The sequence below is a fragment of the Kitasatospora gansuensis genome, assembly GCF_014203705.1.
Taxonomy (GTDB): Bacteria; Actinomycetota; Actinomycetes; order Streptomycetales; family Streptomycetaceae; genus Kitasatospora; species Kitasatospora gansuensis.
Genome location: NZ_JACHJR010000001.1, coordinates 6,498,794 through 6,523,233, shown reverse-complemented (window position 1 = coordinate 6,523,233; position 24,440 = coordinate 6,498,794). Strand labels below are relative to the sequence as shown.

Genomic DNA, 24,440 nt, shown 5'->3' with positions numbered 1-24,440 from the left:
GTGAGTGCCTCTCAGGTCAGCAGGGAGCGGCCGATGATCTCTTTCATGATCTCGGTGGTGCCGCCGTAGATGGTCTGGATCCGGCCGTCGGTGAACGCCTTGGCGACCGGGTACTCCGTCATGTAGCCGTAGCCGCCGTGCAGTTGCAGGCAGCGGTCGGCGGTGCGCTTCTGCAGCTCGGTGGCCCACCACTTGGCCATCGAGGCGTCGACAGGGGTGAGCGCGTAGCGGTTGTGCTCGGTGATGCAGCGGTCCACGAAGGTCCGGGTGACCGCGCACTCGGTGGCCATTTCGGCGATCTCGAACCGGATGTGCTGGAGCTTGGCCAGCGGCTTCCCGAACGCGGTGCGCTGCTTGACGTACTCGGTGGTCAACTCGACCAGGTACTCGGCCCCGGCGATCGCCGAGACCGCGATGCCCAGCCGCTCCTGGGCCAGGTTGCGCATCAGGTACAGGAAGCCCTGGTTCTCCTCGCCGAGCAGGTTGGCCTTCGGCACCCGGACGTCCTGGAAGAACAACTCGGCGGTGTCCTGGGCCTTCTGGCCGATCTTGTCCAGGTTGCGGCCGCGCTCGAAGCCGTCCGTGCCGCGCTCGACCACCAGCAGGCTGAGGCCGTGCGCGCCGCCCTCGGCGGTGGTCTTGGCGACCACGATCACCAGGTCGGCCAGGATGCCGTTGGAGATGAAGGTCTTGGCGCCGTTCAGCAGGTAGTGGTCGCCCCGGTCCTCGGCCCGGGTGGCGATGCCCTGCAGGTCGGAGCCGGTGCCCGGCTCGGTCATCGCGATCGCGGTGATCAGCTCGCCGGAGCAGAAGCCGGGCAGCCAGCGCCGCTTCTGCTCCTCGGTGGCCAGCTGGGTCAGGTACGGGCCGATGATGTCGTTGTGCAGGCCGAGCGCCAGACCGCTGGCCCCGGCCCGGGTGAACTCCTCGGCCAGCACGGCCGGGTAGCGGAAGTCGGCGCTGCCACCGCCGCCGTACTCCTCCGGGACGGCCAGGCCGAGCAGGCCCTGCCGGCCGGCCGCCAGCCAGGCCGAGCGGTCGACGATCCCGGCCTGCTCCCAGCGTTCGTGGTGCGGGAGCACCTCCTTGGCGAGGAAGGCGCGGACGGTCTCCCGGAACGCCTCGTGCTCCTCGGTGTAGATCTCACGCTGCACGGTTTCCTGCCTTCAGCTGGAGAGACTCTTGACGTCCCAGTCCCGGGCCACTTCGGCGGTGTGACCGCCGGGCCGGGCCGGAGGGCGGCGCAGCGCGCCGGGGGTGACGGAGAAGCGCGGGGCGGGGGCGGGCTGGGTGATACCACCTTCGGTGACGTACGTGCCGCGCGCCACCAGGTGTTCGTGCCCGGCGGCCTGAGTGAGCGTCAGCACCGGGGCGGTGCAGGCGTCGGTGCCCTCGAAGACGGCCGCCCACTCGGCCTGGGTCCGGGTGGCGAACCGGGTCGCGATCAGGGCCCGGAGTTCGGGCCAGCGGGCCTGGTCGTACTGGCCGGGGGCGTCCGGGCCGAGCTCCAGCAGCCGGGCGAACTCGGCGTAGAACTGCGGCTCCAGGGCACCCACGGCCAGGTAGCCGCCGTCCGCCGCCTGGTAGACGGAGTAGCACGGGGCGCCGCCGTCCAGCAGGTTGACGCCGCGTCCGTCCTGCCAGAGCCCGGCGGCCAGCAGGCCCCAGAGCATGGTGGTCAGGTGGGCCGCGCCGTCCACGATCGCGGCGTCCACCACCTGGCCGGCGCCGGTCCGCTCGGCGTGCCGCAGGGCGGCCAGCAGGCCGGTCACCAGGTAGAGCGAGCCGCCGGCGTAGTCACCGAGCAGGTTGGCGGGGAAGGCGGGCGGCCCGTCGGCCGCCCCGGCCAGGCCGAGCACGCCGGCGGTGGCCGCGTAGCCGAGGTCGTGCCCGGCGCGCTGGGCGAGCGGGCCGCTCTGGCCCCAGCCGGTCATCCGGCCGTAGACCAGGGCGGGATTGCGGGCCAGACAGGCGTCGGGACCGACGCCAAGGCGTTCGGCCACGCCGGGGCGGTAGCCCTCGATCAACAGATGGGCCCGCTCGACCAGGTCGAGCACCTGGCCCGGCCCCTCGGGCGCCTTGAGGTCGACCACCACCGAGCGCTTGTTCCGGTTCGTCACGTCGTACGCCGGGTCGGGCCCGAGCACGGCCGGCTCCGGCCGGTCCACCCGGACCACGTCGGCGCCCAGGTCGGCGAGCAGCATCGCGGCGAACGGGCCGGGACCGATCCCGGCGAGCTCCACCACCCTGACCCCGGCCAGCGGCCCGGGGCTGGTCATCTGTGCCACCGACCGTCCTCCCATGTTTGACAGTGGGGCTGTCACAGTCGTGATGATAGACAAGTGACCAGCCGGTAACAAGGGTCGCGACGGCGGGCCGGGCACAGCCTTGCGATCGGCCCCGCGCAGGCGGATTCTGGGGCTGAACGATCCACCCGAGAGAGGTGATCGGACATGCAGAACCACTGGATCGTCGACCTCACCTTCGAGGAGGACGACACCCGCACCACCTGTACCGCATCGCTCAGCGGCTTCAGTGCCCCTGGCGTCCGGGGTCTCGGTATCGCCCGCCGCAACCCGGACGACGCCCCCGACTCCACCGTCGGCGAGGAACTGGCCGCCGCGCGCGCCTGCTCCAACCTGGCCCACGAGCTGATCCACAAGGCCGCCACCGGAATCGAGGACCGCACCCACACCTCCGCCCATCTGATCTTCTGACCCGCACCATCACCACTGGGACCCGGCCACCCTTGGGTCCCGGTGGTAAAATTTCATAGCTCGGGACGTTTCGTCCGGAAGGTCGCGATCATGGCATCGACGAGCGTGGTTCCCCGTCGCAGCACCGTCTGGGCTGCGGTCGCCGGCATCGGGTCGGCCGGGTTCCTGGTGGCCGGGCAACTGCTTCTGTGGCGGACCCCGGAGTACGACGGCATCGACGCGGTGCCGAAGTTGACCCGTTATTACCTCGACAGCGGCAACCGACACCTGGGCGAGGCGTCGGCGCTCATGCACCTGGCCTCGGCGCTGCTGTTCGCCTGGTTCCTGGTGGCGCTGATCCGGATCGTCCGCGACGGCGAGCGACGGGCGGGCCGGAGCGGGAGCCTGCCGACCCTGATGCTGGCGGGCGGCACGGTCTTCATGGTGTTCATCATGCTGGCCGGCACCATCGGCAACCTCTTCGGGATCAGTGCCAACTACGCGGACGGCTTCCCGGTCGAGCCGCGAACGGTGGTCATCGCCATCCTGCTGCTGGACATGTCCTACGCGAGCACGATCGCGGCGATGGTGGGCGTCTCGGTGCTGCTGTTCGCCCTTTGGCGCGCGGTGCAGACCGGCCACGCTCTGCCGGGCTGGCTCGGCTGGTTCGCGTTCGTGCTGGCGATCCTGTGCCTGGCCGGTCCGTTCGGCGCCTGGCTCACCCCGCTGATCTTCGCGCTCTGGATGCTCGCGGCCTGCGTGGTGCTGCTGATGCCGGCCGCCGCCGGACCCGAGGTGACCGGCACCTCGACCTGACGGTTCGTACACCGGCCGGCAGCCGGTCACCCGAGGGACGGATCTTGCTACCAGGATCCGCCCCTCACCGTTGAAAGAATCCTTTCCGCACCGAATAGAACGGCTACGAACTGCGGTCACACTCCCGCAACAATTCCTCTCGCAGATTGATGATCAAGCATCTGCCGACGCCGACCTGACAGCCGCTCAGGTCCCCCGACAGAGGATTTTCGCGATGCCCGAGACCGCGCAGCACAGCCTCAGTACGACCACGGCGAGGATGCTCGCCACCACCACCAAGACCGCGCCGCAGATGCTCGGCATCTCCCCGCGCTACCTGCTCCGGGCGCTGCCGTGGGTGGAGCTGGAGGCCGGCGTCTACCGGGTGAACCGGCGGCGCGGGTTCATCCTCGGGGACGGGCTGATCAGCACGTACGGCGAGGCCGGGGTGGTCCGGGTGATCGCCGAGGACCTGTGCGAACTGCCGTTCCTGCGCGGGCTGGACATCGCGCTGCTGGCCGCGCTGGCCGACGGGTTCGAGCAGCGGGAGGTGCCGGCCGGGGCGGTCGTCGCGGAGGCGGGCGCACCGGCCGAGCGGCTGCAGATCCTCGCGTCCGGCCGGGCCGAGAAGCGGACGGTCGGGCAGTACGGCGACGAAGCGGTGCTGGACATGCTGGGTGACGGCGACGTGTTCGACCCGGCCGCCTGGGTGCGCGGGGAGCCGATGCCGTACCAGGTACGGGCCGCGACGCCGTGCACCGTGCTCTCGCTGGAGCGCCGACTGCTGACCGAACTGGCCGCCCGGGAGCCCGCGTTGCAGGCGGCGCTGCGCAGCTACGTCGAGCCGGGCCGGGCCCGGCCGGACGGCGAGAGCCCGATCGGGCTGGCCGCCGGGCACGCGGGCGAGCCGGAGCTGCCGCAGACCTTCGTCGACTACGAGGACACCCCGCGCGAGTACGAGCTGAGCATCGCGCAGACGGTGCTCAGGGTGCACACCCGGGTCTCGGACATCTACAACTCCTCGATCGACCAGGTGCAGGCCCAACTCCGGCTAACCACTGAGGCGTTGCGCGAGCGTCAGGAGTGGGAGATGCTCAACCACCCGGAGTTCGGGCTGCTCAACAACGTCTCCCCCGGCCAGCGGGTGCACCCGAGGAGCGGCGCGCCGACCCCGGACGACCTGGACGAGCTGCTCACCCGGGTCTGGAAGCAGCCCGCCTTCTTCCTGGCCCACCCGAAGGCGATCGCGGCGTTCGGCCGGGAGTGCACCCGGCGCGGCGTGCCGCCGGTGGTCATGGAGCTGTTCGGCAGCCCGTTCATGAGCTGGCGGGGCGTGCCGCTGCTGCCCTCGGACAAGCTCGACCTGAAGGGCTCCGGCCAGTCCGCCCCGGGGACCACCAACATCCTGCTGATGCGGGTCGGCGAGGCGGAGCAGGGCGTGGTCGGGCTGCGGCCGTCCAAGGTGCCGGACGAGGTGGAGCCGGGCCTGTCGGTGCGTCCGATGGGCGTCGACCTGAAGGCCATCACCTCGTACCTGGTGACCAGTTACTTCTCGGCCGCCGCGCTGGTGGAGGACGCCGTCGCGGTGCTGCAGAACGTCGAGGTGTCGAAGTTCCATGACTACTCCTGACCTCAGGCCGCCCGCCGCGCTCGGCCACGCGGTGGCCGGGCAGCGGTACTGGCTCGCCGAACCGCCCCGGCCGCCGATCCCGGCACCGCCGCCCACCGGGTTCGACGTCGAGGCCGTCCGACGCGAATTCCCGCAGCTGCACCGGGAGGTGAACGGCCGTCCGCTGATCTGGCTGGACAACGCGGCCACCACGCTCAAGCCCCGGCAGGTGGCCGAGGCGGTCGCCGAGCACTACACCTCGGGCAGCTCCAACGTGCACCGGGGCGCGCACGCCCTGGCCCGGCAGGCCACCGAGCAGTACGAGGGTGGCCGGGCGGCCGCGGCCCGGCTGCTCGGGGCGCCCGGTCCCGAGCAGATCGTCTTCGTCCGGGGCGCCACCGAGGGGGTCAACCTGGTGGCGCAGAGCTGGGGGCGGGCCAACCTCGGCCTGGGCGACGAGATCCTGGTCTCGGCGGCCGAGCACCACTCCAACCTGGTGCCCTGGCAGCTGATCGCGGCGGAGCGCCGGGCCCGGGTCCGCCCGATCCCGCTGCTCCCCGACGGGCAGCTGGACCGGGACGCGTACCGGGACCTGCTGGGCTCCCGTACCAGGCTGGTGGCGCTGACCCACGCCGCCAACGTGCTGGGCACCGTCCCGCCGGTGGCGGAGATGACCGCGCTGGCGCACCGGTACGGGGCCCGGGTGCTGGTGGACGGCGCGCAGGCGGTGAGCCACTTCCCGGTGGACGTCAGCGCGCTGGACGCCGACTTCTACGTGTTCTCCGGGCACAAGATCTTCGCCCCCACCGGGATCGGCGTGCTCTACGGCAAGCGCGAGCTGCTGGAGGCGATGCCGCCGTGGCAGGGCGGCGGCAACATGATCGAGTCGGTCCGGTTCGAGGGGAACACCTACGCGCCGGTGCCGCACCGGCTGGAGGCGGGGACCGGCCACATCGCCGGGGTGGCCGGGCTGCGCGCGGCGCTGGACTTCCTGGCCGGGCTGGACCGGCAGGCCGCCGCGCGCCACGAGGAGCAGCTCACCGCGTACGCGATGTCCGCGCTCGCGGGCGTCCCAGGGATCAGGCTGATCGGCACCGCGCCGGGGAAGATCGGGGTGCTGACCTTCCTGCTGGCCGGGACGGACCCGGCCGAACTGGCCCGCTCCCTCGACCTGCAGGGCATCGCCGTCCGGGCCGGGCACCACTGCGCGCAGCCCGCCCTGCGGTCGTTCGGGGTGGCGGCGGCGGTGCGAGCCTCGCTGGCGCTGTACAACACGGTGCAGGAGGTGGACGCGCTGGTGGCGGCCGTCCGGTCTTGAGCCCCGTGGTGGCTGAGCGGTTCCCGGCCAGGCATAGATCATCCCTATGGGGTCATAAGCTCGGAAAGGGTAGCCTAACCGGGAGCCGCCAGTCACCCTGGCGGATAACCGCTGCCCAGCCGAAGGATGCACCGCATGCCTCGCCCCATCCGAGTGGCCATAGTCGGAGCCGGTCCCGCCGGCATCTACGCCGCCGACGCGCTGCTGAAGTCCGAGGTCGCCACCGAACCCGGGGTCTCGATCGACCTGTTCGAGCGGATGCCTGCCCCCTTCGGTCTGATCCGGTACGGCGTCGCCCCCGACCACCCCCGGATCAAGGGCATCGTGACCGCGCTGAACCAGGTGCTCGACAAGCCGCAGATCCGCCTGTTCGGCAACGTCGACTACGGCACCGACCTCACCCTGGACGACCTGCACCGGTTCTACGACGCCGTGGTCTTCTCCACCGGCGCCGACGCCGACCGCGCGCTGGACATCCCCGGCATCGAGCTGGACGGCTCCTACGGCGCGGCCGACTTCGTCTCCTGGTACGACGGCCACCCGGACGTCCCGCGGACCTGGCCCTTGGAGGCCGAGAAGGTCGCCGTGCTCGGCGTCGGCAACGTCGCCCTCGACGTGGCGCGGATCCTGGCCAAGACCGCCGACGAGCTGCTGCCCACCGAGATCCCGCCGAACGTCCACGCCGGTCTGGCCGCCAACAAGGCGGTGGAGATCCACGTCTTCGGCCGCCGCGGCCCGGCGCAGGCGAAGTTCAGCCCGATGGAGCTGCGCGAGCTCGACCACTCCCCCACCATCGAGGTGATCGTCAACCCCGAGGACATCGACTACGACGACGGCAGCATCGCCACCCGCCGGGGCAACAAGCAGGCCGACATGGTCGCCTCCACCCTGGAGAACTGGGCGATCCGCGACATCGGCGACCGCCCGCACAAGCTGTTCCTGCACTTCTTCGAGTCGCCGGTCGAGGTGCTCGGCGAGGACGGCCGGGTGGTCGGCCTGCGCACCGAGCGCACCGAGCTGGACGGCACCGGCAACGTCAAGGGCACCGGCAACTACCAGGACTGGGACATCCAGTCGGTCTACCGCGCGGTCGGCTACCTCTCCCAGGAGCTGCCCAAGCTGCCGTTCGACACCCTCTCGGGCACCGTCCCGCACCAGGCGGGCCGGGTGATCGAGGGCGGGCAGCACCTGCCCTCCACCTACGTCACCGGCTGGATCAAGCGCGGCCCGGTCGGCCTGATCGGCCACACCAAGGGCGACGCCAACGAGACCGTGGCCTGCCTGATCGAGGACTTCCGGAACGACGCGCTGCGCGCCCCGGAGGCCCCGGAGCAGGACGCGATCGTCTCCTTCCTGGACGGGACCGGCGTCAACTACACCACCTGGCCCGGCTGGAAGCTGCTGGACGCGTACGAGCGGGCGCTCGGCGAGCCGCAGGACCGCGAGCGGGTCAAGGTGGTCGAGCGCGCCGAGATGCTCCGCGCCAGCGGGGTGACGCTCCCTCAGGAGTAGGGGGTCTGTCTGATCATTCGCGTCGGATCAGGCCGGGTCGTTCGGTGCGTGCGCTCGGCGTGCGGCCGGGACGCCCTCGTAGCGGAGCTACTTGGGCGTTTCGGCCGTGCGGCGTGCGTGCCGGGCGGGCCGGCCGGCCCCGGCGGGAATGGTCAGACAGGCCCCAATTTCCCCCGCCAGGGGGAGTGGGTTCGTGACCACGGTGGACGTGGGACAGGGGCGCCGGGCGAGAGGGTCGAGGCATGGACCTCACCTCTTCCGGCGCCCTTCGCCGTGGCCTGTGCGCCGTCGCCGTCGTGGCGACGCTGCCCTATCTGACCCTCAAACTGCTCTGGCTGTGTGGCAGTACGGTCGGCTTCACCGGCGAGGCCGACCTCTCGATCGACGCCGACGCGCTCTGGGTGGCCAACCTGGTCACCTTCGGGATGGACGCCGTCGCCCTGCTGCTCGCGCTCGCCTTCGTCCGCCCCTGGGGCCGACGGGTGCCGGTCGGACTGCTGGTCTTCCCGATGTGGGTGGCCACCGGACTGCTCGGCAGCATCGTGCTCGAGCTGCCGCTGATCTTCGGCGCGCAGCTGGTGCTCGGCGACGAGCCCCCGGCCGCCCAGCAGGGGTGGCTGGACCCCTGGGTGTTCGTGCTGGTCTACGGCGGCTTCGTGCTCCAGGGGCTGGCCCTGATCGCCGGTTTCGTGCTGCACGCCCGGGAGCGCTGGGCCGTCCTGCTCGGCAGCCGGATCGGCGATCTGCCGCGCACCGCCACCCTCCGGCTCCAGCAGGTGCTGAGCTGCGTGGCAGCCGGACTCGCGCTGCCGGTCGCGGCCGCCAAGCTGTACTGGGCGCTGGGCGGCGACTCCGGCCTGCCGCTCTCCTTCGCGGACGGGCCGCAGCGGCCGCAGCGGATCATCGCGGGCGTCACCGCCGTACTGCTGCTCGCGGCCGGCGCGGCCTTCCTCCGGCTGGCCTTCCGGCTCGGCCCCGACCGGCCGCTCAGGCCCACCCTGCTGACCGCCTGGCTGGCGGCCGGCTCGGTGTTCGCCTGGGGCGCCTGGACGTTGTTCGCGGACGGCCTGCGGACCGAGCTGCCGAGCGCGGCGGACGCCGTCCCGCCGGCCGCCTCGCTGGTGAGCGTCGGGCAGGCCGGCGCGGGCCTGTTGCTGCTGGTGGTCGGCGCGGTCGCACTGCTCGAACACGCATCCGTCCGGGCTGACGTAGAGTCAGCCGGATGAGTGCACTGATCGGGCGCAGAGCGGCCCTGCGCTGGGTCCACCTGGTGCTCGGCGGGGCGCTGTTGATGCCGTACTGGATGCTCTCGCTGGTCCTGCTGTCCTCGCAGACCGGGGATCGCAGTCCGCAGGAGAACGTGCTGCTGCAGTTCGCCGCGCTGGCGCTGGCGCTGCCGATGGCCGCCGTCACCGCGCTGGTCCCGATGGTGCGGGTGCTGGAGAGCACCGCCGCCCGGGCGCTCGGCCTCGGCGGGGCAACGGAGTTGGCGACCACCCCGTCGCAGAGCTGGGCCGCCCGGCGGCGCACCGCCGCCTGGTACGTCCAGCACCTGCTGCTCGGCGGGATCGTGGCCGGCGTGTCGCTGTCGGTGCCGCCCGCGGTGGTGACTGTGCTGTTCTTCCCCTCCGAAAGGCTGCTCGACCTCTGGTTCGGCGGCGCCCGGATACCGCTGCCGCTGCTCGCGCTCGGCTTGGCCGTGCTGCCCGTGCTCGGCAACGCCGCCGCCGGGGCCTGGCTGGCCAGGACCGCCCCTGCCCTGCTCGGCCCGACCCCGGCCGAGAAGCTGGCGGCTGCCGAGCGCAGGTCCCTCGAACTGGCCCAACGCAACCGGCTGGCACGGGAGTTGCACGACTCGGTCGGGCACGCGCTGAGCGCGGTCGGCATCCAGGCGGCAGCCGCCGGGCGGGTGCTGGCGAGCAGCCCGGAGTTCGTCGCGGAGGCGCTGGCGGCGATCGAGGAGACCGCCAGGATCGCCGTCGCCGAACTGGACACCGTGCTCGGCCTGCTCCGCGAGGACCAGCCCGCCGACCCGGCCACCGGCCCGACCCTGGCTGAACTGGACACCCTGCTCCGTCAGTTGGAGCTGGCCGGGGTGCCGGTCGAGACCCGGTCGGGCCCGGGCCTGACCGCGCTGCCCGGCGAGGTCTCCCGGGCCGCGTACCGGATCGTCCAGGAGGGTCTGACCAACGTGCTCCGGCACGCCGGGCAGGTGCCCGCCGCACTCCGGCTCGAACTGACCGGTGGAGTACTGGAGTTGGAGTTGAGCAACCCGGTCGGTGCCGACCGGCCGAGCCGTCCCGGCGGTGGCCGGGGCCTGCGCGGGATGGCCGAGCGGGCCGCCGTGCTGAACGGCGAGTGCCAGGCCGGACCGACCGGGGACGGCCGGTGGCGACTGGCCGCCCGGCTGCCGATCGAGGGGGAGCAACAGTCATGATCCGTGTGGTGATCGCCGACGACGAGCGGCTGGTCCGGCTGGGCCTGCGGGCCATCCTGGACGCCGAACCCGACCTGACCGTGGTGGGTGAGGCGGCCACCGGCGCCGAGGTGATCCCGGTGGTGCGCGAGCTGCGGCCCGACGTGGTGCTGATGGACGTCCGGATGCCGCAGATCGACGGCATCCGGGCCACCGAACAGCTGATGGCCGACCTCGACCCGGCGCCCCGGGTGCTGGTGGTGACCACCTTCGAGAACGACGACTACGTGTACGAGGCGCTGCGCGCCGGGGCGGCCGGCTTCCTGCTCAAGCGGGCCCGGGCGGAGGAGATGGTGCAGGCCGTCCGGCTGGTCGCGCACGGCGACTCGCTGCTCTTCCCGAACGCCATCCGGCAGCTGGCCGCCGGACGGCGGGCGCCCGCCACCGGCCCCTCGCCGACCGACCGGCTCACCGAACGGGAGGGCCAGGTGCTCCGGCTGATGGCCGCCGGGCTGACCAACGGCGAGATCGCCGAGCGGCTGGTGGTCAGCCCCGAGACCGTGAAGACGCACGTCGGCAGCGTGCTGGCCAAGCTCGGCGCCCGGGACCGCACCCAGGCGGTGATCACCGCGTACGAGTCCGGCTTCGTCCAGCCGGGCTGACGGATCTCCTGCCGGGGATCTCCTTCCGCACCCCGGCTACCCACGGGTAGAGTGCGGCGACCGGGCCCCTGGGGGGCGAACCGTACGACAAGAACTGGTGAACGCATGTCGGTCTGGACCCGTCCGGCGCTCTGGTGGCGCCTGGCCGTGGTGATCTCGGCCGGGCTCGGACTGATCCTCAGTACCGGCTCGCTGGTGTACTTCACGGTCGAGAGCAACGTCATCGTGCTCGGCTACTACATCGGCGCCGTCTACTGGATGGTCAAGCGGAACACCGTGGACGCCCCCGCGCCCCGGCTGCGCGGCGCCGCGACGCTGTACATCACGATCACCGGCCTGGTCGCGCACATCCTGCTGAACAAGGGCGTCAACCCGCTGCCCGGCCTGGTCGACGGCGCCGACCTGCGGCAGGAGTGGTCGAGCTTCTTCCTGCACTACGTCACGCCGCTGCTGGTGCTCACGGACTGGCTCTGCCTCAAGCCGCGCAACGCCTCGCGCTGGAAGGACCTGCCGCTCTGGCTGACCTTCCCGCTCGGCTACGCGGCCGTGACGCTGACCCGGGCCGCGGTCTTCCCGGACTTCCCCAACAAGTACCCGTACTTCTTCCTCGACCCGTCCGAGAAGGGCTACGGCTGGGTGTCGCTCCAGGTGGTCCAGCTGACCGTCGAGTTCGTCGCGCTGGCCGCACTGGTGGTCGGCCTCGACCGGCTCGGCACGAAGGTCTCGCGCAAGCTCCGGCCGGTCGAGGCGTAGGGCCTGACGCCGGGTCAGACCCCGGGTCAGACCCCGGGTCAGACCCCGGGTCAGACGCCCCAGGTCTCGCGCAGCTTCGCGAACTCCTGGTGGAACGCCGGGAAGGTCTTCCGCACGCAGCCCGGGTCGTCGAAGGTGGTGCCCGGGGTGCGCAGGCCCGCGACCGCGAACGACATCACCATCCGGTGGTCCCCGTGGGTGGCGATCTCCGCCGCCCGCGGGGTGCCCGGCTGGATCTCGATCCAGTCCCGGCCGGTCTCCACCGTGATGCCCTGGCGGCGCAGGTTCTCCGCGCAGGCCTCCAAGCGGTCGCACTCCTTGACCCGGGTGTTGTAGACGTCCTCGATCCGCACCGGGCCGTCGGCGAACGGCGCGATCGCGGCGAGCGTGGGCATGGTGTCGGAGATGTCCCGCATGTTCACCGTCAGCCCGCGCAGCCGGCCGCCCTCGGCGCCGGTGACGGTGACCGCGTCCGCACCGATCCGCACCGTCGCGCCCATCCGCTCCAGCACGTCCACGAAGCGCAGGTCACCCTGGAGCGCACCGGCCCCGAGGCCGGGGACGGTCACCTCACGGCCCGTCAGGGCGGCCGCCGCGAACACGTAGCTGGCCGTCGAGGCATCCGGCTCGACCGGGTACTCGACCGCCGTGTAGCCGCCCGGCGGCACCACGAAGACCTTGCCCTCGCGCCGCGCCTCCACCCCGAAGCTGCGCATCATCGCCAGCGTGATCTCGACGTACGGCACCGAGACCAGGTCGGTCACGGTGATCCGCAGCCCCCGCTGGGTCAGCGGGCCGAGCAGCAGCAGCGCCGTCAGGTACTGCGAGGACAGCCCCGCGTCGAGCGTCAGCTCACCGCCCCGGACCCCCTTCGCGCTGATCCGCAGCGGGTGGTGGCCCTCCTGCTCCTCGTGCACCAGCTCGACGCCGAGCTCGCGCAGCGCCCCGGTCAGCGGGCCGACCGGCCGCCGCCGCATCTGCGCCGAGGCGTCGAACCGGAACTCCCCGTGACCCGCCGCCGCCAGCGCCGGCAGGAACCGCGCCGTGGTCGCCCCGTCCCGGCAGTACACGTCGGCGTCGTTGGCCGGTCCCTGCGGCCGTCCCTCGATCACCCAGTCCTGGCCCTCGGCCGCCACCGCGTACCCGAGCTTGGCCAGCCCCTCGGCGAAGCCCTCGGTGTCGTCCGAGTGCAGCGGCCTGCGGAGTCTGGTGGTCCCCTCCGCCGCAGCGGCCAGGAACAGCGCACGCGCCGTCACCGACTTCGATCCAGGAATCTCGACAACCGTCACAGGGTCCTCCACGCCGGGCTCATCTCGGGGTCTCCCCCATCCTCCCCCGCCACCCCCCGAGCACCGGCGGCCGTTCCACGACTCGGACCACAGTCCGTCAGCTCGGCACACCGCCGACCAGGAAACTCACTGGCCCGGCCGCACCTCCCGTACCGATCGCGTGTGGGACGACGGTGGCTGGGGCGGGGTCGATCACCCGCTACGGTGCAGCGCCGCGGCCGGGCCGGAGGAGGCGAGAGACACGGTGTCCCAGCGGGGGTCGGTGACGATCTCGCCGAGCCGGGCCGGGGAGAGCGGGGGGTCGACCCGGGTGACCGGGGTGTCCCGGGCGAGTGGTTCGCGGTTCCACTCCTGGAGCATGATGGTCCGTCCGCTCTTGCGCAGGGTGGCGGACCAGGCCTTCGAACCGGCCGGTTCGTTGTCCCTGGTACCTGCCTGGTAGATCACCAGGGAGGAGCCGTCGGCCAGCTCGGTGGCGGTGCACGCGTCGCCTGCTGGGATGCCCTCGCACCCCCGGGCGCTCGAACCCGGGGTGCTTTCCATGACCCAGAACAGCAGCTGGGCCGCGCCGCCGCCCTCGTCGACGACCACCCGGAGCTGCGGTGTGTCGCTCTCCGAGCCTCTGGCCTCGTCGACCGTCATTCTCCCGGCTGGCAGCAGCTCGGTCAGCATGCCGAGGAACTGCTGCCCCGTCAGCACGGTGGCCGAGGCCGAGCTCGCCGGGCCCATCGCCCGCCCGGCGACGGGCCGGTCGGAGCCGATGGCGAGCGCACCCGCCGTCGTACCGGCGAGCACCACAGCGGTCACCCCCGCGGCCAGCCCTGCGGCCCGGCGACGGCGCAGACGGCGTCCGCGCCCCCAGGCGGAGTCGACCAGGGCGTGCTCCCTGGTCGTGTACTCGCTGCCCACGCGGTTCAGCACCTGGGCGAAGTCGTTCTCGAAGTCCTGGTCGGAGCGATCGGTTGGCATCGGGCTGCATCGTCTCTCTGGTCTGAGGTGTCTGGAGCTCGGACCGCGGCGTGGTCGCCCGTCCGGTAGGGGTTGGCCGACTCAGCGGCCGACGCGCTGACGGCGGCTCAGCGGAGGGCGAGGTCGGCGATACCGTCGCCGAGCAGGGCGCGGATCCGGCCGAGGGCCCGGACGGTCTGGGTGCGGACCGCGCCCGAGCTGCTGTTCAGCACGCCGGCAGTCTCCTCCACGCTCCGGTCCTCCCAGTAGCGCAGGACCAGCACCGCGCGGTCCCGAGGTGACAGCGCACGGAGCGCGGCCTCCAAGGCGAGGCGCAGCGTGGTGTCGCCCTCCTTCGCCGCGCCGTCCGGGATCTCGCCGACCGGGTGCTCGCCGCTGCTGCGACGGCCCCGGTGCGAGAGGAAGGCCCGAACCAGCACCGTGTGCGCGTAGCCGGCCGGATTCTCGATCACCGCCCGGCTCGAGAACCACGACGTGCGGTGCCACTGGGCGTAGACCCGGGCCAGCGTCTCCTGGACCAGATCCTCGGCGAGGTGCGTGTCGCCTCCCGTGAGCAGGCAGGCCGACCGGAACAGCGGACCGGCCCGCCCTGCCGCGAACGCCTCGAAGTCGTCCTCCCAGGCCTTGCGCACCGTCCTGTTGCCTGCCACCGCTCGCCCCCTGGTCGAATTTGCCCTACACCTCAATGACCGGGTGGGCGGCCGGGATGTTACACAGCGATCCTGATCCTCCGTCAGCCGAAGCTCCGGTCACCGACGGAGGGTGAAGCCGCCCTGGATCACCCAGGTGCTGGGCGCCGTGGGCATGCACTTGGTGGCCTGGGCCGGGGCGCTGTAGTCCAGTGCGTTGGCACCCGACCAGCCGACCCGGCGCTCGCCGTGCTCGTCGGCGGGGTAGAAGGTGAGACCGGCCTCGGGGTGCCAGGTGCTCGGCGGCGCGGGCGGCGGGTTCTCGCCTGCGGGGACGGTGAAGTGGAGCGATTCGAGCGGCCCGGTCACCGTGACGGCGGCGCCGTCGGTGCTGAGGCAGTCGATGCTCATCTCACCCCGCACGGCGTAACCGCCCGGGAAGACGTGCTCGACGACGGCACGCCCACGGGCCTGGTGACCGGCGTTTGCGTGGGCTTCGACCCGGACGGTGAGCCGCTCGCCCGGGTTGGGGCCCGGGCCGTGCTCGTTGAGCAGCGTCCAGGCGTGCAGGCTCTGGTGGCGGGTGCTGTCGGCGGCCGGTGCCGCCGATGCGGCAGTGGTGCCGACGGCGGTCACGGCGGTGGTGAGCGCGACTGCGGCGATGAGCTTTCGCATGGTCAATCCTCCGATGGGACGCTGGAGTTGGCAGCGGCAGGCGTTCCCGCCGCTGCCTCAAATCTCCCAGTCACCCCTGGAGTCGGACGTCCACCACAAGGACGGACCCTCTCCCCCGTGCGAGGGGGAGCCGGCCGGGCCTACACCCCCAGCGAGGAGCCGCCGGTGGCGTCCAGCGTCTGGCCGGTGATCCAGCGGGCGTCGTCGGAGGCCACGAAGGCGACCACGTCGGCGATGTCGCTCGGCCGGCCGACCCGGCCGAAGACGGAGTAGGCCGCCGCCTCGGCGTGGGCGTCCGGGTCGGCCAGCCAGGGGTTGATGTCGGTGGCGACGATCCCCGGGCTGACCGAGTTCACGGTGATCCCGCGCGGCCCGAGATCCTGGGCGAGCGTCAGCGTCAGGATGTCGAGCGCGCCCTTGGTCATCGAGTAGGCGGTGATGGCGGGAAAGGCGATCCGGGTGGCACCGGAGGAGATGTTGATGATCCGGCCGCCGTCCCGCAGCCGGTCGAGGCCCTGCCGGACGATGAAGAACGGTGCCTTGACGTTGACCGCGAAGACCCGGTCGTAGTCCGCCTCGGTCACCTCGTGGATCCGGCCGTGGGCGCCGATGCCGGCGTTGTTGACCAGAATGTCCAGCCCGGTCGCGCCCTCGCCGTGCTCGGCCAGCGCCGCGTCGAACGCCGCCCAGAGCGCCTGCGCGTCGCCCGGCACACCGAGCTCGGCGCCGATCGCGAACGCCCGGCCGCCGTCGGCCCTGATCCCCTTGACGACCTGCTCGGCGGCCTCCCGGTTGCTGCCGTAGTGCACCGCGACCAGGGCACCCTCCCGCGCCAGCCGCTCGGCGACGCCCCGGCCGATGCCTCGGCTGCCGCCGGTGACCAGTGCCGTCCTGCCTGCAAGCGAACCCATGGCTGTGCCCTCATTCCACGTCGAAACGATTTCTTTAGCGATCACTACGGAACGAGACCGTAGCACTCTTCTGTAGTGCTCGATATAGAATTCCCGCCATGACCGCCGACCAGCCCATCGCGCAGCACCCGGCCCCGCGCGGGCGCCCCCGCTCCTTCGACCGCGAGGCCGCCCTCGCCCGGGCCGTGGACCTGTTCTGGGAGCGCGGCTACGAGGCGACCTCGGTCGCCGATCTCACCGCCGCAATGGGGATCCGCCCGCCGAGTCTCTACGCGGCGTTCGGCGACAAACGCTCCCTGTTCGAGGAGGTCGTGGCCGACTACCGGCGGGCGCACGGCGCGACCGTCTCGCACGCGCTGGACGAAGGGCCGACCACCCGGGCGGGCGTCGCGCGGATGTTGCGGGTGGCGGCGGCCGAGTACACCGACCCGGCCCACCCGTGGGGCTGTCTGCTGATCAGCTCGGCGGTCAACTGCACGACGCACGAGGTGGAGGAGGAGCTGCGCGGCGTGCGCAACGGCAACCTCCGGGCCCTGGAGTCCCGCATCCGGGCCGACGTCGCGGCCGGACACGAGCCGCCCGGTACCGATGCCGCCGCGCTGGCCGTCTTCGTCGGGACGGTCCTGCAGGGCATGTCACAGCGGGCCCGCGACGGCGCGACCAGGGCCGAGCTGGAGCAGGTCGCCGACCTCGCGATGCGAGCCTGGCCCGAACCGGTCCGCTGACGGACGGCCCGGCCCGGGGGCTCAACTCCCCGCGCCGGTACGGGCGTAGCGGCCCGGCGTGATGCCCCAGATCCGTTTGAAGTGCCGGGTGAAGTGCGGCTGGTCGTAGAAGCCGACGGCGATCGCCACCTCACCCGGCGGCTGCCCGTCGAGCAGCAGCCGCCGCGCCAGGTCGACCCGGCGGGACATCACGTACTGGTGCGGCGCGATCCCGTACGCGGCACTGAACGCCCGTACCAGGTGGGCGGGGTGGGCATGCAGCAGGCGTGCGGCCTGCTCCAGGGTGGTGGCCTCGGTCAGCCGCTCGTCGAGCAGGTCCCGCAGGTGCCCGGCGACTCCCGGTTCGGGCACCGCACCGCCCGCCACCAGCCGGGGTCGCAGGTGTGCGCGCAAGCGCTCGCCGACGAGAGCGAGCCGGCTCTCAGCCTCCAGTTCGTCCCCCGGGCGGGCGAGGGCGGTGTGCAACTGCCCGATGCAGGCGCGCAGTTCGGGGTCGTGGAGGTCGGGGCCGTCGACCGCCGGGCCGATCAGGCTCGCGTCCAGCTGGGTCATGTCCAGATAGAGCACCCGCTTGCGGAAGCCGCCGGCGGTGGCCGGCGAACCGTTGTGCGGGACCAGCGGCGGGAGCAGGCTGACGGTGTCGCCCGGGGTGCCCCGCTGGTGACGGTCCAGGTCGTACCGGACCGCGCCGTCGTCGACGATCAGCAGGGTCCAGCTGTCGTGCACGTGCATCGGGTACGCGTGCTCGGTGAAGCGGGCGTGGAAGACCTCCGTCACACCCGGCACCGACGGACGCCAAGCGGCGATCTCCTGGCGGGGCGTCATCGGGGACCTCCGTGGATACCCCGGCCTTGGCTGGGAGAGGAAACGGATCGCCTACAGAGCAGGTCGGGGGCGGCGTTTCGCTGCCAGGGCAGACTTCCGTGCAGGTGGTTGTCAGTGCCTGTCGGTATGTTGATCGTGTGCATCTTCGGTACTCGTATCGCGTCTATCCGACGGTGGGTCAGCGCTCTGCGCTGGCCCGTACGTTCGGGTGCGCGCGGGTGGTGTACAACGATGCGCTTGCCCTTCGAAAGGCAGCATGGAAGGCGGACCGGTCGAAACTCCCGTCCGGGGCCCTGGCCAAGACAGTGATCACCGACGCGAAGAAAACGGACGCCCGGTCGTGGCTCGGGTCGGTGTCGGTCGACGCGCTGCAGTCGTCCCTTCGCGACCTGGACACGGCGTATCGGAACTTCTACGACTCGCTGTCGGGCAAACGCCGGGGCCGACCGGTTGGGCTGCCCCGGTTCAAGTCGCGGAAGGACAACCGTCAGTCCCTGCGGTTCTCCCGCAACGGGTTCCGTATCCGCGGCAACGGGAAGCTGAATCTGGCGAAGATCGGTGACGTGCGGGTGAAGTGGGCGCGGGCACTGCCCGCCGATCCATCGTCCGTGACAGTCGTCCTGGACCCGTCCGGCCGCTACCACGCCAGCTTCGTCGTGGACATCGAACCCGAGCATCTCCCGGCGCTGGACGCCGAGGTCGGGATCGACCTCGGGCTGACCACCTACGCAGTGATGTCCGACGGCACGGTGATCGACAATCCGCGCTTCCTGCGCAAGGCCGAGCGCCGGTTGAAGGCCGCGCAGCGCGTCCTGTCCCGCAAGGCGAAGGGGAGCAGGAACCGGGCGAAGGCCCGGCGCAAGGTCGCCAAGGCGCACGCCAGGGTTGCCGACACTCGCATGGACTGGATGCACAAGCAGACAACCAGGTTGATCCGCGAAACCCAAGCGATCTACCTGGAGGATCTGAACGTGCGCGGTCTCGCGCGCACTCGCCTGGCCAAGTCCGTGTATGACGCCGGATGGTCGACCTTCCGGCGCCTGCTGACCGAGAAGGCGGCCCGGTACGGTCGGCATGTCGGTGTCATCGGCCGGTACGAACCGACCTCCCAGGTGTGCTCCACCTGCGGAGTTCCGGACGGTCCCAAGCCCCTGAACGTCCGCACGTGGAAGTGCGGCGCGTGCGGTACCTCTCATGACCGTGACCTCAATGCTGCTCGGAACATCCTGGCCGCCGGACGGGCGGACAGGCTAAACGCCTGCGGAGGGCCGGTAAGACCCGGCGTGGCAATCCCACGCCAGGCACGGCCCGTTGAAACAGGAACCCACCGGAACGCCAGCCGTACGGGGCGCAAGCCCCGCGCCGCAGGCGCGGCCGGAATCCCCACGCCTTAGCGCGGCGAGGATGTCAAGCAAAGAACGTACAAGACGCCACCGGCGCCCAACCGGCAGTCTCAACGCATGAGAACGAACGACGAGACCACCCCCCTGAACGCGAGCGGCCCCGTTCGCTTCGACACGAAGATCGCCGTACTGCTGCGCGAGGACCTGGAGCCCTGGCAACGCCTGAACGTGACCGCCTTCCTGGTCAGCGGCCTCGGCACGGCGGCACCCGAACTGATCGGCGAGCCGTACGCGGACGCCGACGACGTCGCGTACCTGCCGATGTTCCGTCAGCCGGTGCTGGTCTTCGAGGGGACGAAGGAGCTGCTGACCAGCGCGCACGGCCGCGCCCTGTCCCGCTCGCTGCCGACGTCCGTCTTCACGTCGGACCTGTTCGGCACCGGCAACGACCGCGACAACCGGGCAGCCGTACGGGCCGTCGGCACGCACCAACTCGACCTGGTGGGCCTGGCCGTGCACGGGCCGCGCAACGCGGTGGACAAGGTCCTCAAGGGCGCGCGGATGCATCCCTGACCGCGCGCTCCCGCACCATCAGGCCAGGTCGGCGAGCACCAGGTCGACGGCGCGAAGGGGGTCACCGCCCGCGCGGGCGAGCAGCGCCTCGACGTCGTACCTCAGCGAACCGATGTCGAGGGACAGCCCGGGGCCGAACCGGCCGGCGGAGAGGCCGACACCCGCCTCGGGGCACGCCTGATCGAGGGCCGACAGCAACGCCCAGCAGTTGGAGCCCAGTTGGGCCTGCTGCACCGGGTCACAGGCACGCACCGCGGCGGCCACCCCCGGGTCGGCGGGATCGTAGGCCAGCAGAGCCGGCAGGAGTTCGGGAGCGCCCATGAGCCGCGCCGCGTCGAAGGTGAGGTTGTGCGCGCCCTCGGGGTCGCCGAGGAGTTCCAGCAGCAGCGGCACGGCGCGGGGGTCGCGTCGGCGGGCGAGCCCCCGGATGCCTTCCTCCCGGACGTCCGCGCACCCGTCGGCCACCCGGTCCCTGAGCGCGGCCCGGATCGCGGGGCTGTCGGTCTCGGCCTGGAAGCCCAGGGTGAAGGTCGCCCAGTTGCGGACCTCCGGCTCCTCGTCACGGGTCAGCGTGATCAGCGCCCGGATCTCCGGCCCGTCCGGCAGGCCCGTGACCACACCGGCGAACGAGCGGGCCACCTCCTCGCGGACCTCGGCGTCGGGATGCCTGGCCAACGTGACCAGGACGGGCACGGCGCGCTGGTCGTACGTCCGCTCGATCGCGCGCGCCAGGGACTGCAGGACGCGGGCCTCGGTCTCCCGTTCGGCCAGGGCGAGGAGCGCGGTCGCCACACCGTCGCGAAGGTCCTCGTGCTGATCGGCGGCGTCGCCCAACAGGTCGCACCCGGCCCGCCGCTCGTCCGGCTCGCCGGAACCGATCAGCTCCAGGCCCGTCGACAGCACCGCCACCGTGTCACTCTCCACCTGGCCAGTCTGGCGCACGGTCAGCGGACAGCCGGGCGAATTTTCGGGCCGCCGAAAGAGAGGCCCTAGCCTGGGCTGCATGGACGAGCGTGACGGGGTGGAGATCGTGGCCTTCGCGGACGGGGCCGCGTTCGAGCGGTGGCTGGCCGAGCACCACGGGCGGCAGGAGGGGATCTGGGTCAAGGTCGCCAAGAAGAAGTCCGGCATCCCGAGCGTCACCGACGACGAACTCGTGGACCACGGGCTCTGCTTCGGATGGGTCTCCGGGCAGCGCCGCTCCCTCGACGGGCAGTACTACCTGCAGCGGTACGTCCCCCGACGGCCCCGGAGCCTCTGGTCGCAGGTCAACGTGGAGAAGGTCGCCGAGCTGACGGCCGCCGGCCGGATGCGGGAGCCCGGCCTCGCCGAGGTCCGCCGGGCGCAGGCGGACGGGCGGTGGGCGGCCGCGTACGCGTCGCAGCGGAACGCGACGGTGCCGGCCGACCTGGCCGAGGCCCTGGCGGCCGATCCGGCGGCGACGCGGGCGTTCGAGGCCCTCAACCAGACCGGGCGCTACCAGTTGCTGCTGCCCCTGCTGCAAGCCCTCACCCCCGAAGCCCGGCAGGCCCGACTGGCCAGAGCGGTGAAATCACTGGCCCAGGGCCCGAACTGACCGACCGTGGGAGTTCCGGTCAGGGGCGGAGCTGGATCGCGGCCGTGAGGGTGTAGCCGACCAGGGCGCCGAAGAAGGCGACGGCGGTGACGTGGCGGGCGGTGAACGGCAGTCCGGCCAGGGCCGGGTAGAGCAGGACGGCGATCGCGGCGCAGATGTCCGCCGCGTAGAGGCCGAGCGGCGGCACGATGTTGGTGCTGCGGGCGGCCCAGCCGGTGGCCACCAGGAAGCCGGTGAGCAGGACGAAGCCGGACAGCAGGCCGGAGCCGATGGTCAGCAGGACCGCGTGCGGCTCGGGCTCCGGCTCGCCCTTGGGGAGGGCCGGGCGCAGCCGGTGCGCGACGGCGAGGCCGATCACGGCGATGAGCAGCGCGGCGAGGGCGCCGACCAGTGCGAGCAGGTTCACGTGCGGCTCCTGGAACGGTGGACGGGCTGGAGCAGGGCCGCCAGGGCGGCCGGGACGAGGATCACCAGCAGCAGGACGACCGACCAGATCACCGGGTCGATCCCCTGGCCGGCCTGACCGGGCGGCGGCGGAGGGACGGGCGGCGGGGCGGCCAGTGCGCTGTAGGTGACCGATGGCGGCGCGGACTGCGGTTCGGGCGCGACCGCCTGAGGTGTCGTCGGCTCCGGCGCCACCGTGCGCGCGACCACGGGTGCCTTGGGCCGGACCGGCTTCGCGGTCTGCGTACGGGGTGCCTCGGGCGGCGCGGCGACGCTGCTCGCCGCGGCGGCGGCCGGGGTGGGCGTGGCGACCGGGGGCGTGGGCGAGGGTGACGGCGCCGGAGTGGACACCACCGGCGTCGGCGTGGCCGCCTCCGACGGGCACGTCTGCGCCGGAGGAGGAGGTGGGGGCGGTGGCGGTGGCGGCGGCTGCGGAGGGGGCGGCGGGCAGAGGGAAACGTCATCCATCCGGCCGATTGTGCGGCCCGCCCCCACCCCGGACGTCCCGGACGGCAGCGGCACTACCCGGACGGGTGACGCCACATCAGCCCCCGCACGCCCCAGGCGCACTCGGGAGCACCCGGGAGCCGAACCCGCACCACCCCATTTCCCCCGTGCACGGGTCTGTTCCGACCGCCTGATCGGTTTGTATCATTCGAGCGCTGATCGATCTAACGGTCCCATTCGATCCCATCGCCCTTCGGATCGCCACTCAGGGAGTCACCCACCCATGCTCCTGCCCCGCACCGCCCTCACCCTCCTCGCGCTCACCGCCGCGGCCCTACCCACCCCGGCAGTCGCCGCCTCCCCCGTCACCAGCTACCTGGACTGCTCCGCGGCCACCAACGGCACCGGTACCGTCACCAGCCCCTGGAACAGCCTGGCCGCCGCCAACGCCCATCTCTTCGGCCCCGGTGACCAGTTGCTGCTCAAGCGCGGCGCCACCTGCCTCGGCACCCTCAAGCCGCAGGGCTCCGGGGCACCCGGCGCACCGGTCACCCTGGCCGGCTACGGCACCGGCACCGCCCGCCCGGTGGTGTCCGGCGACCCGGCCTCGACCGAGCAGGCCGCCGTGCACCTCTACAACGTCGAGCAGTGGGAGCTCCGCGAACTGGAGATCACCTTCGCCGACCCCGCCGCCACCAAGCGGGAACGCAACGGCCTGCTGGTCGAGGTCGCCGACCTGCCCGACGGGGTCGGCTCGCACTACCTGGTCGACGACGTCTACGTGCACGACGTCAACGGCGACGCCACCAAGTGGAGCAACGGCATCCAGTTCCGGGTCTCCGGCACCGTCACCCCCACCAACTTCGACGACGTCCTGGTGCAGAACTCCCGGATCGCCCGGGTCGACCGCGAGGGCCTGACCAACCGCTCCAGCTGGATGTGCCGGCCCAGCTACGGCAGCGGGGACGGCTGCGGCTCCACGGTCAACTGGCGTCCCAGCACCCGGCTGGTCTTCCGGGGCAACACGATCAGCGACACCGGCGGCGACGGCATCGTGGTCCGGGCCGCCGACCACGCACTGGTGGAGCACAACCTCGCGTACGACCTCGCGATGCGCCCGATGGGCTCCAACGCCGGTATCTGGACCATCAATTCGGACTACACCACGGTCCAGTACAACGAGGTGCACCACGTCCGCAGGCTGTCCGACAACAACGACGGGATGGCCTTCGACTCCGACTACGGCAACACCGGCGTGGTCTTCCAGTACAACTACAGCCACGACAACGAGGGCGGCTTCATGCTGTTCTGCGGGGCCTGCGGCGCGGGTTCCAGCAGCACCGGCACCGTGGTCCGGTACAACCTGAGCCGGGCCGACAAGAGCCGCTGGCTGTTCGCGGTCGGCGAGAAGAACGCCCAGATGTACCACAACACCGTGTACCTGCCCGCCGGTTCGACCACCGCGATCATCCAGGACGGCTCCGGCACCAGCGCCACCCGGCTGACCGGCAACGTCTTCCACAACCTCGGCACCGGCGGGTACGCGGGCTTCGGCTCCAACGTCTATCAGCCCGCCGACTTCACCTGGACCGCCAACACCTTCTTCGGCAACCACCCGGCCAACGAGCCCGCCGACCCGGAGAAGCTGACCACCGAACCCGGCTTCGCCAACGCCGGCGGCAGCACCCCCGAGGACTACCGGCTCAGCGCCAACTCCCCCTCCCGCGCCTCCGGTTCGGTGATAGCGGACAACGGCGGCCAGGACTTCTTCGGCACCCCCGTACCCGCCGTCTGCCGCCCGGACCGGGGCTTCCAGCAGGCCGCCACCTTCGACGACACCGCGTGCGCCCCGGCCAACGCCGTCCGCAACCCCGGCTTCGAGACCGGCGCCCTCTCCCCCTGGACCTTCTACGGCGGCGTCACCGTCGACACCACGAACGCCCACTCCGGCACCCGCGCCGCTCGGGTCGGCCCGGCCCAGGCCGCCGCCGAACAGGTCGTCACCCTCGCCCCCAACACCACCTACCGGCTCTCCGGTTGGGGCCGGGTCTCCGCCACCGGCACCGAACTCTCGCTCGGCGTCAAGCAGTACGACACCCTCGGCTCCAGCACCCGGGCCGCCTTCACGGCCACCGGCTGGTCCGAGGGCACCACCACCTTCACCACCGGACCGAACGCCACCAGCGCCAAGGTCTACTGCTACGCCCGCAGCGGCACCGGCTACGGCTGGTGCGACGACGTGACGGTCATCCCCGCCTGACCGCCGTTTGTCG

General features: G+C 72.0%; 25 protein-coding genes. 14 read left to right on the top strand and 11 right to left on the bottom strand.

Annotated features, from left to right (window positions below; genetic code table 11):
* Positions 1 to 11: 11 nt before the first annotated feature.
* A complete protein-coding gene (locus F4556_RS29440; protein ID WP_184921410.1) occupies positions 12 to 1,154 on the bottom strand; it encodes an acyl-CoA dehydrogenase family protein in 1,143 nt (380 codons plus the stop codon).
* A 12-nt stretch (positions 1,155 to 1,166) separates the two neighbouring features.
* Positions 1,167 to 2,279, bottom strand: coding sequence for a CaiB/BaiF CoA transferase family protein (locus F4556_RS29435; protein ID WP_184925355.1), 1,113 nt, complete (start codon positions 2,277 to 2,279; stop codon positions 1,167 to 1,169).
* A gap of 174 nt (positions 2,280 to 2,453) precedes the next feature.
* On the opposite strand from F4556_RS29435, the gene F4556_RS29430 reads away from it, so the two are divergent.
* From F4556_RS29430 to F4556_RS29390, 9 genes are all read left to right on the top strand, one after another.
* A complete protein-coding gene (locus F4556_RS29430) occupies positions 2,454 to 2,717 on the top strand; it encodes a DUF1876 domain-containing protein (RefSeq protein ID WP_184921407.1) in 264 nt (87 codons plus the stop codon).
* 90 nt (positions 2,718 to 2,807) lie between these two features.
* On the top strand, positions 2,808 to 3,512 hold the full coding sequence (locus tag F4556_RS29425) for a hypothetical protein (protein WP_184921405.1): 705 nt from the start codon (positions 2,808 to 2,810) through the stop codon (positions 3,510 to 3,512).
* 214 nt (positions 3,513 to 3,726) lie between these two features.
* Positions 3,727 to 5,121: a family 2B encapsulin nanocompartment shell protein gene (locus tag F4556_RS29420; RefSeq protein WP_184921403.1), complete on the top strand. Its 1,395-nt coding sequence runs from the start codon at positions 3,727 to 3,729 to the stop codon at positions 5,119 to 5,121.
* Positions 5,108 to 6,418 (top strand): cysteine desulfurase, encoded by a 1,311-nt coding sequence (locus F4556_RS29415; protein WP_184921401.1) that lies wholly within the window; start codon positions 5,108 to 5,110, stop codon positions 6,416 to 6,418. Before F4556_RS29420 ends, F4556_RS29415 begins: the two co-directional genes overlap by 14 nt.
* A 135-nt stretch (positions 6,419 to 6,553) precedes the next feature.
* A complete protein-coding gene (locus tag F4556_RS29410) occupies positions 6,554 to 7,930 on the top strand; it encodes an FAD-dependent oxidoreductase (protein WP_184921399.1) in 1,377 nt (458 codons plus the stop codon).
* A 242-nt stretch (positions 7,931 to 8,172) separates the two neighbouring features.
* Positions 8,173 to 9,156 (top strand): hypothetical protein, encoded by a 984-nt coding sequence (locus F4556_RS29405; RefSeq protein WP_184921398.1) that lies wholly within the window; start codon positions 8,173 to 8,175, stop codon positions 9,154 to 9,156.
* Positions 9,153 to 10,367, top strand: coding sequence for a sensor histidine kinase (locus F4556_RS29400; RefSeq protein ID WP_184921396.1), 1,215 nt, complete (start codon positions 9,153 to 9,155; stop codon positions 10,365 to 10,367). The genes F4556_RS29405 and F4556_RS29400 overlap by 4 nt, the downstream gene beginning before the upstream one ends.
* Complete coding sequence (locus tag F4556_RS29395; RefSeq protein ID WP_184921394.1) at positions 10,364 to 11,008, top strand: response regulator transcription factor; 645 nt, start codon at positions 10,364 to 10,366, stop codon at positions 11,006 to 11,008. Before F4556_RS29400 ends, F4556_RS29395 begins: the two co-directional genes overlap by 4 nt.
* A gap of 105 nt (positions 11,009 to 11,113) precedes the next feature.
* On the top strand, positions 11,114 to 11,761 hold the full coding sequence (locus F4556_RS29390; protein WP_184921392.1) for a Pr6Pr family membrane protein: 648 nt from the start codon (positions 11,114 to 11,116) through the stop codon (positions 11,759 to 11,761).
* A 50-nt stretch (positions 11,762 to 11,811) separates the two neighbouring features.
* Here the strand turns inward: F4556_RS29390 and aroA are convergent, their stop codons facing one another.
* The 5 genes from aroA to F4556_RS29365 all read right to left on the bottom strand — a co-directional run bounded on the left by aroA (position 11,812) and on the right by F4556_RS29365 (position 16,234).
* Entirely contained in the window at positions 11,812 to 13,050 is a 1,239-nt protein-coding gene (gene aroA / locus F4556_RS29385; RefSeq protein ID WP_184921390.1) for a 3-phosphoshikimate 1-carboxyvinyltransferase, read from the bottom strand.
* A gap of 192 nt (positions 13,051 to 13,242) precedes the next feature.
* Positions 13,243 to 14,019, bottom strand: coding sequence for a hypothetical protein (locus tag F4556_RS29380; RefSeq protein ID WP_184921388.1), 777 nt, complete (start codon positions 14,017 to 14,019; stop codon positions 13,243 to 13,245).
* Positions 14,020 to 14,126: 107 nt separating this feature from the next.
* Complete coding sequence (locus tag F4556_RS29375; RefSeq protein ID WP_184925352.1) at positions 14,127 to 14,651, bottom strand: SigE family RNA polymerase sigma factor; 525 nt, start codon at positions 14,649 to 14,651, stop codon at positions 14,127 to 14,129.
* A 117-nt stretch (positions 14,652 to 14,768) separates the two neighbouring features.
* Positions 14,769 to 15,323 carry a hypothetical protein gene (locus F4556_RS29370; protein ID WP_184921386.1) on the bottom strand — a complete coding sequence of 185 codons (555 nt, stop codon included), beginning with the start codon at positions 15,321 to 15,323 and terminating at the stop codon, positions 14,769 to 14,771.
* 140 nt (positions 15,324 to 15,463) lie between these two features.
* A complete protein-coding gene (locus tag F4556_RS29365) occupies positions 15,464 to 16,234 on the bottom strand; it encodes an SDR family oxidoreductase (protein ID WP_184921384.1) in 771 nt (256 codons plus the stop codon).
* Positions 16,235 to 16,332: 98 nt separating this feature from the next.
* On the opposite strand from F4556_RS29365, the gene F4556_RS29360 reads away from it, so the two are divergent.
* Complete coding sequence (locus tag F4556_RS29360; RefSeq protein WP_184921382.1) at positions 16,333 to 16,959, top strand: TetR/AcrR family transcriptional regulator; 627 nt, start codon at positions 16,333 to 16,335, stop codon at positions 16,957 to 16,959.
* 21 nt (positions 16,960 to 16,980) lie between these two features.
* Here F4556_RS29360 and F4556_RS29355 read toward each other — a convergent pair whose 3' ends face one another.
* Positions 16,981 to 17,784 carry a helix-turn-helix transcriptional regulator gene (locus tag F4556_RS29355; protein ID WP_184921380.1) on the bottom strand — a complete coding sequence of 268 codons (804 nt, stop codon included), beginning with the start codon at positions 17,782 to 17,784 and terminating at the stop codon, positions 16,981 to 16,983.
* 137 nt (positions 17,785 to 17,921) lie between these two features.
* On the opposite strand from F4556_RS29355, the gene F4556_RS29350 reads away from it, so the two are divergent.
* The gene (locus F4556_RS29350) at positions 17,922 to 19,178 is read left to right on the top strand and encodes an RNA-guided endonuclease InsQ/TnpB family protein (RefSeq protein ID WP_184921378.1); all 1,257 of its coding nucleotides are present in this window, start codon (positions 17,922 to 17,924) and stop codon (positions 19,176 to 19,178) included.
* 66 nt (positions 19,179 to 19,244) lie between these two features.
* Positions 19,245 to 19,700, top strand: a complete 456-nt coding sequence (locus tag F4556_RS29345; RefSeq protein ID WP_184921375.1) for a DUF2000 domain-containing protein — start codon at positions 19,245 to 19,247, stop codon at positions 19,698 to 19,700.
* 18 nt (positions 19,701 to 19,718) lie between these two features.
* Here F4556_RS29345 and F4556_RS29340 read toward each other — a convergent pair whose 3' ends face one another.
* Positions 19,719 to 20,624, bottom strand: a complete 906-nt coding sequence (locus tag F4556_RS29340; protein ID WP_184921374.1) for a HEAT repeat domain-containing protein — start codon at positions 20,622 to 20,624, stop codon at positions 19,719 to 19,721.
* Positions 20,625 to 20,703: 79 nt separating this feature from the next.
* Here F4556_RS29340 and F4556_RS29335 point away from each other — a divergent pair, with 79 nt between their 5' ends.
* Positions 20,704 to 21,276, top strand: coding sequence for a YdeI/OmpD-associated family protein (locus tag F4556_RS29335; RefSeq protein ID WP_184921372.1), 573 nt, complete (start codon positions 20,704 to 20,706; stop codon positions 21,274 to 21,276).
* Positions 21,277 to 21,295: 19 nt separating this feature from the next.
* On the opposite strand, the gene F4556_RS29330 is transcribed toward F4556_RS29335, so the two are convergent.
* Together F4556_RS29330 and F4556_RS29325 are read right to left on the bottom strand one after the other, a co-directional pair.
* Entirely contained in the window at positions 21,296 to 21,682 is a 387-nt protein-coding gene (locus F4556_RS29330; protein ID WP_184921370.1) for a hypothetical protein, read from the bottom strand.
* The gene (locus tag F4556_RS29325; RefSeq protein ID WP_184921368.1) at positions 21,679 to 22,074 is read right to left on the bottom strand and encodes a hypothetical protein; all 396 of its coding nucleotides are present in this window, start codon (positions 22,072 to 22,074) and stop codon (positions 21,679 to 21,681) included. The genes F4556_RS29330 and F4556_RS29325 overlap by 4 nt, the downstream gene beginning before the upstream one ends.
* A gap of 376 nt (positions 22,075 to 22,450) precedes the next feature.
* Here F4556_RS29325 and F4556_RS29320 point away from each other — a divergent pair, with 376 nt between their 5' ends.
* Complete coding sequence (locus tag F4556_RS29320) at positions 22,451 to 24,427, top strand: carbohydrate binding domain-containing protein (RefSeq protein ID WP_184921366.1); 1,977 nt, start codon at positions 22,451 to 22,453, stop codon at positions 24,425 to 24,427.
* Positions 24,428 to 24,440 lie beyond the last annotated feature (13 nt).

Excerpts from the sequence above, each read along its gene's own strand:
- F4556_RS29380 (WP_184921388.1), bottom strand. The coding sequence starts at position 14,019 with ATGCCAACCGATCGCTCCGACCAGGACTTCGAGAACGACTTCGCCCAG.
- F4556_RS29355 (WP_184921380.1), bottom strand. The coding sequence starts at position 17,784 with ATGACGCCCCGCCAGGAGATCGCCGCTTGGCGTCCGTCGGTGCCGGGT.
- F4556_RS29425 (WP_184921405.1), top strand. The coding sequence starts at position 2,808 with ATGGCATCGACGAGCGTGGTTCCCCGTCGCAGCACCGTCTGGGCTGCG.
- F4556_RS29410 (WP_184921399.1), top strand. The coding sequence starts at position 6,554 with ATGCCTCGCCCCATCCGAGTGGCCATAGTCGGAGCCGGTCCCGCCGGC.
- F4556_RS29400 (WP_184921396.1), top strand. The coding sequence starts at position 9,153 with ATGAGTGCACTGATCGGGCGCAGAGCGGCCCTGCGCTGGGTCCACCTG.
- F4556_RS29405 (WP_184921398.1), top strand. The coding sequence starts at position 8,173 with ATGGACCTCACCTCTTCCGGCGCCCTTCGCCGTGGCCTGTGCGCCGTC.
- F4556_RS29435 (WP_184925355.1), bottom strand. The coding sequence starts at position 2,279 with ATGACCAGCCCCGGGCCGCTGGCCGGGGTCAGGGTGGTGGAGCTCGCC.
- F4556_RS29420 (WP_184921403.1), top strand. The coding sequence starts at position 3,727 with ATGCCCGAGACCGCGCAGCACAGCCTCAGTACGACCACGGCGAGGATG.
- F4556_RS29415 (WP_184921401.1), top strand. The coding sequence starts at position 5,108 with ATGACTACTCCTGACCTCAGGCCGCCCGCCGCGCTCGGCCACGCGGTG.
- F4556_RS29390 (WP_184921392.1), top strand. The coding sequence starts at position 11,114 with ATGTCGGTCTGGACCCGTCCGGCGCTCTGGTGGCGCCTGGCCGTGGTG.
- F4556_RS29345 (WP_184921375.1), top strand. The coding sequence starts at position 19,245 with ATGAGAACGAACGACGAGACCACCCCCCTGAACGCGAGCGGCCCCGTT.
- F4556_RS29395 (WP_184921394.1), top strand. The coding sequence starts at position 10,364 with ATGATCCGTGTGGTGATCGCCGACGACGAGCGGCTGGTCCGGCTGGGC.
- F4556_RS29360 (WP_184921382.1), top strand. The coding sequence starts at position 16,333 with ATGACCGCCGACCAGCCCATCGCGCAGCACCCGGCCCCGCGCGGGCGC.
- F4556_RS29370 (WP_184921386.1), bottom strand. The coding sequence starts at position 15,323 with ATGCGAAAGCTCATCGCCGCAGTCGCGCTCACCACCGCCGTGACCGCC.
- F4556_RS29430 (WP_184921407.1), top strand. The coding sequence starts at position 2,454 with ATGCAGAACCACTGGATCGTCGACCTCACCTTCGAGGAGGACGACACC.
- F4556_RS29365 (WP_184921384.1), bottom strand. The coding sequence starts at position 16,234 with ATGGGTTCGCTTGCAGGCAGGACGGCACTGGTCACCGGCGGCAGCCGA.
- F4556_RS29320 (WP_184921366.1), top strand. The coding sequence starts at position 22,451 with ATGCTCCTGCCCCGCACCGCCCTCACCCTCCTCGCGCTCACCGCCGCG.
- F4556_RS29335 (WP_184921372.1), top strand. The coding sequence starts at position 20,704 with ATGGACGAGCGTGACGGGGTGGAGATCGTGGCCTTCGCGGACGGGGCC.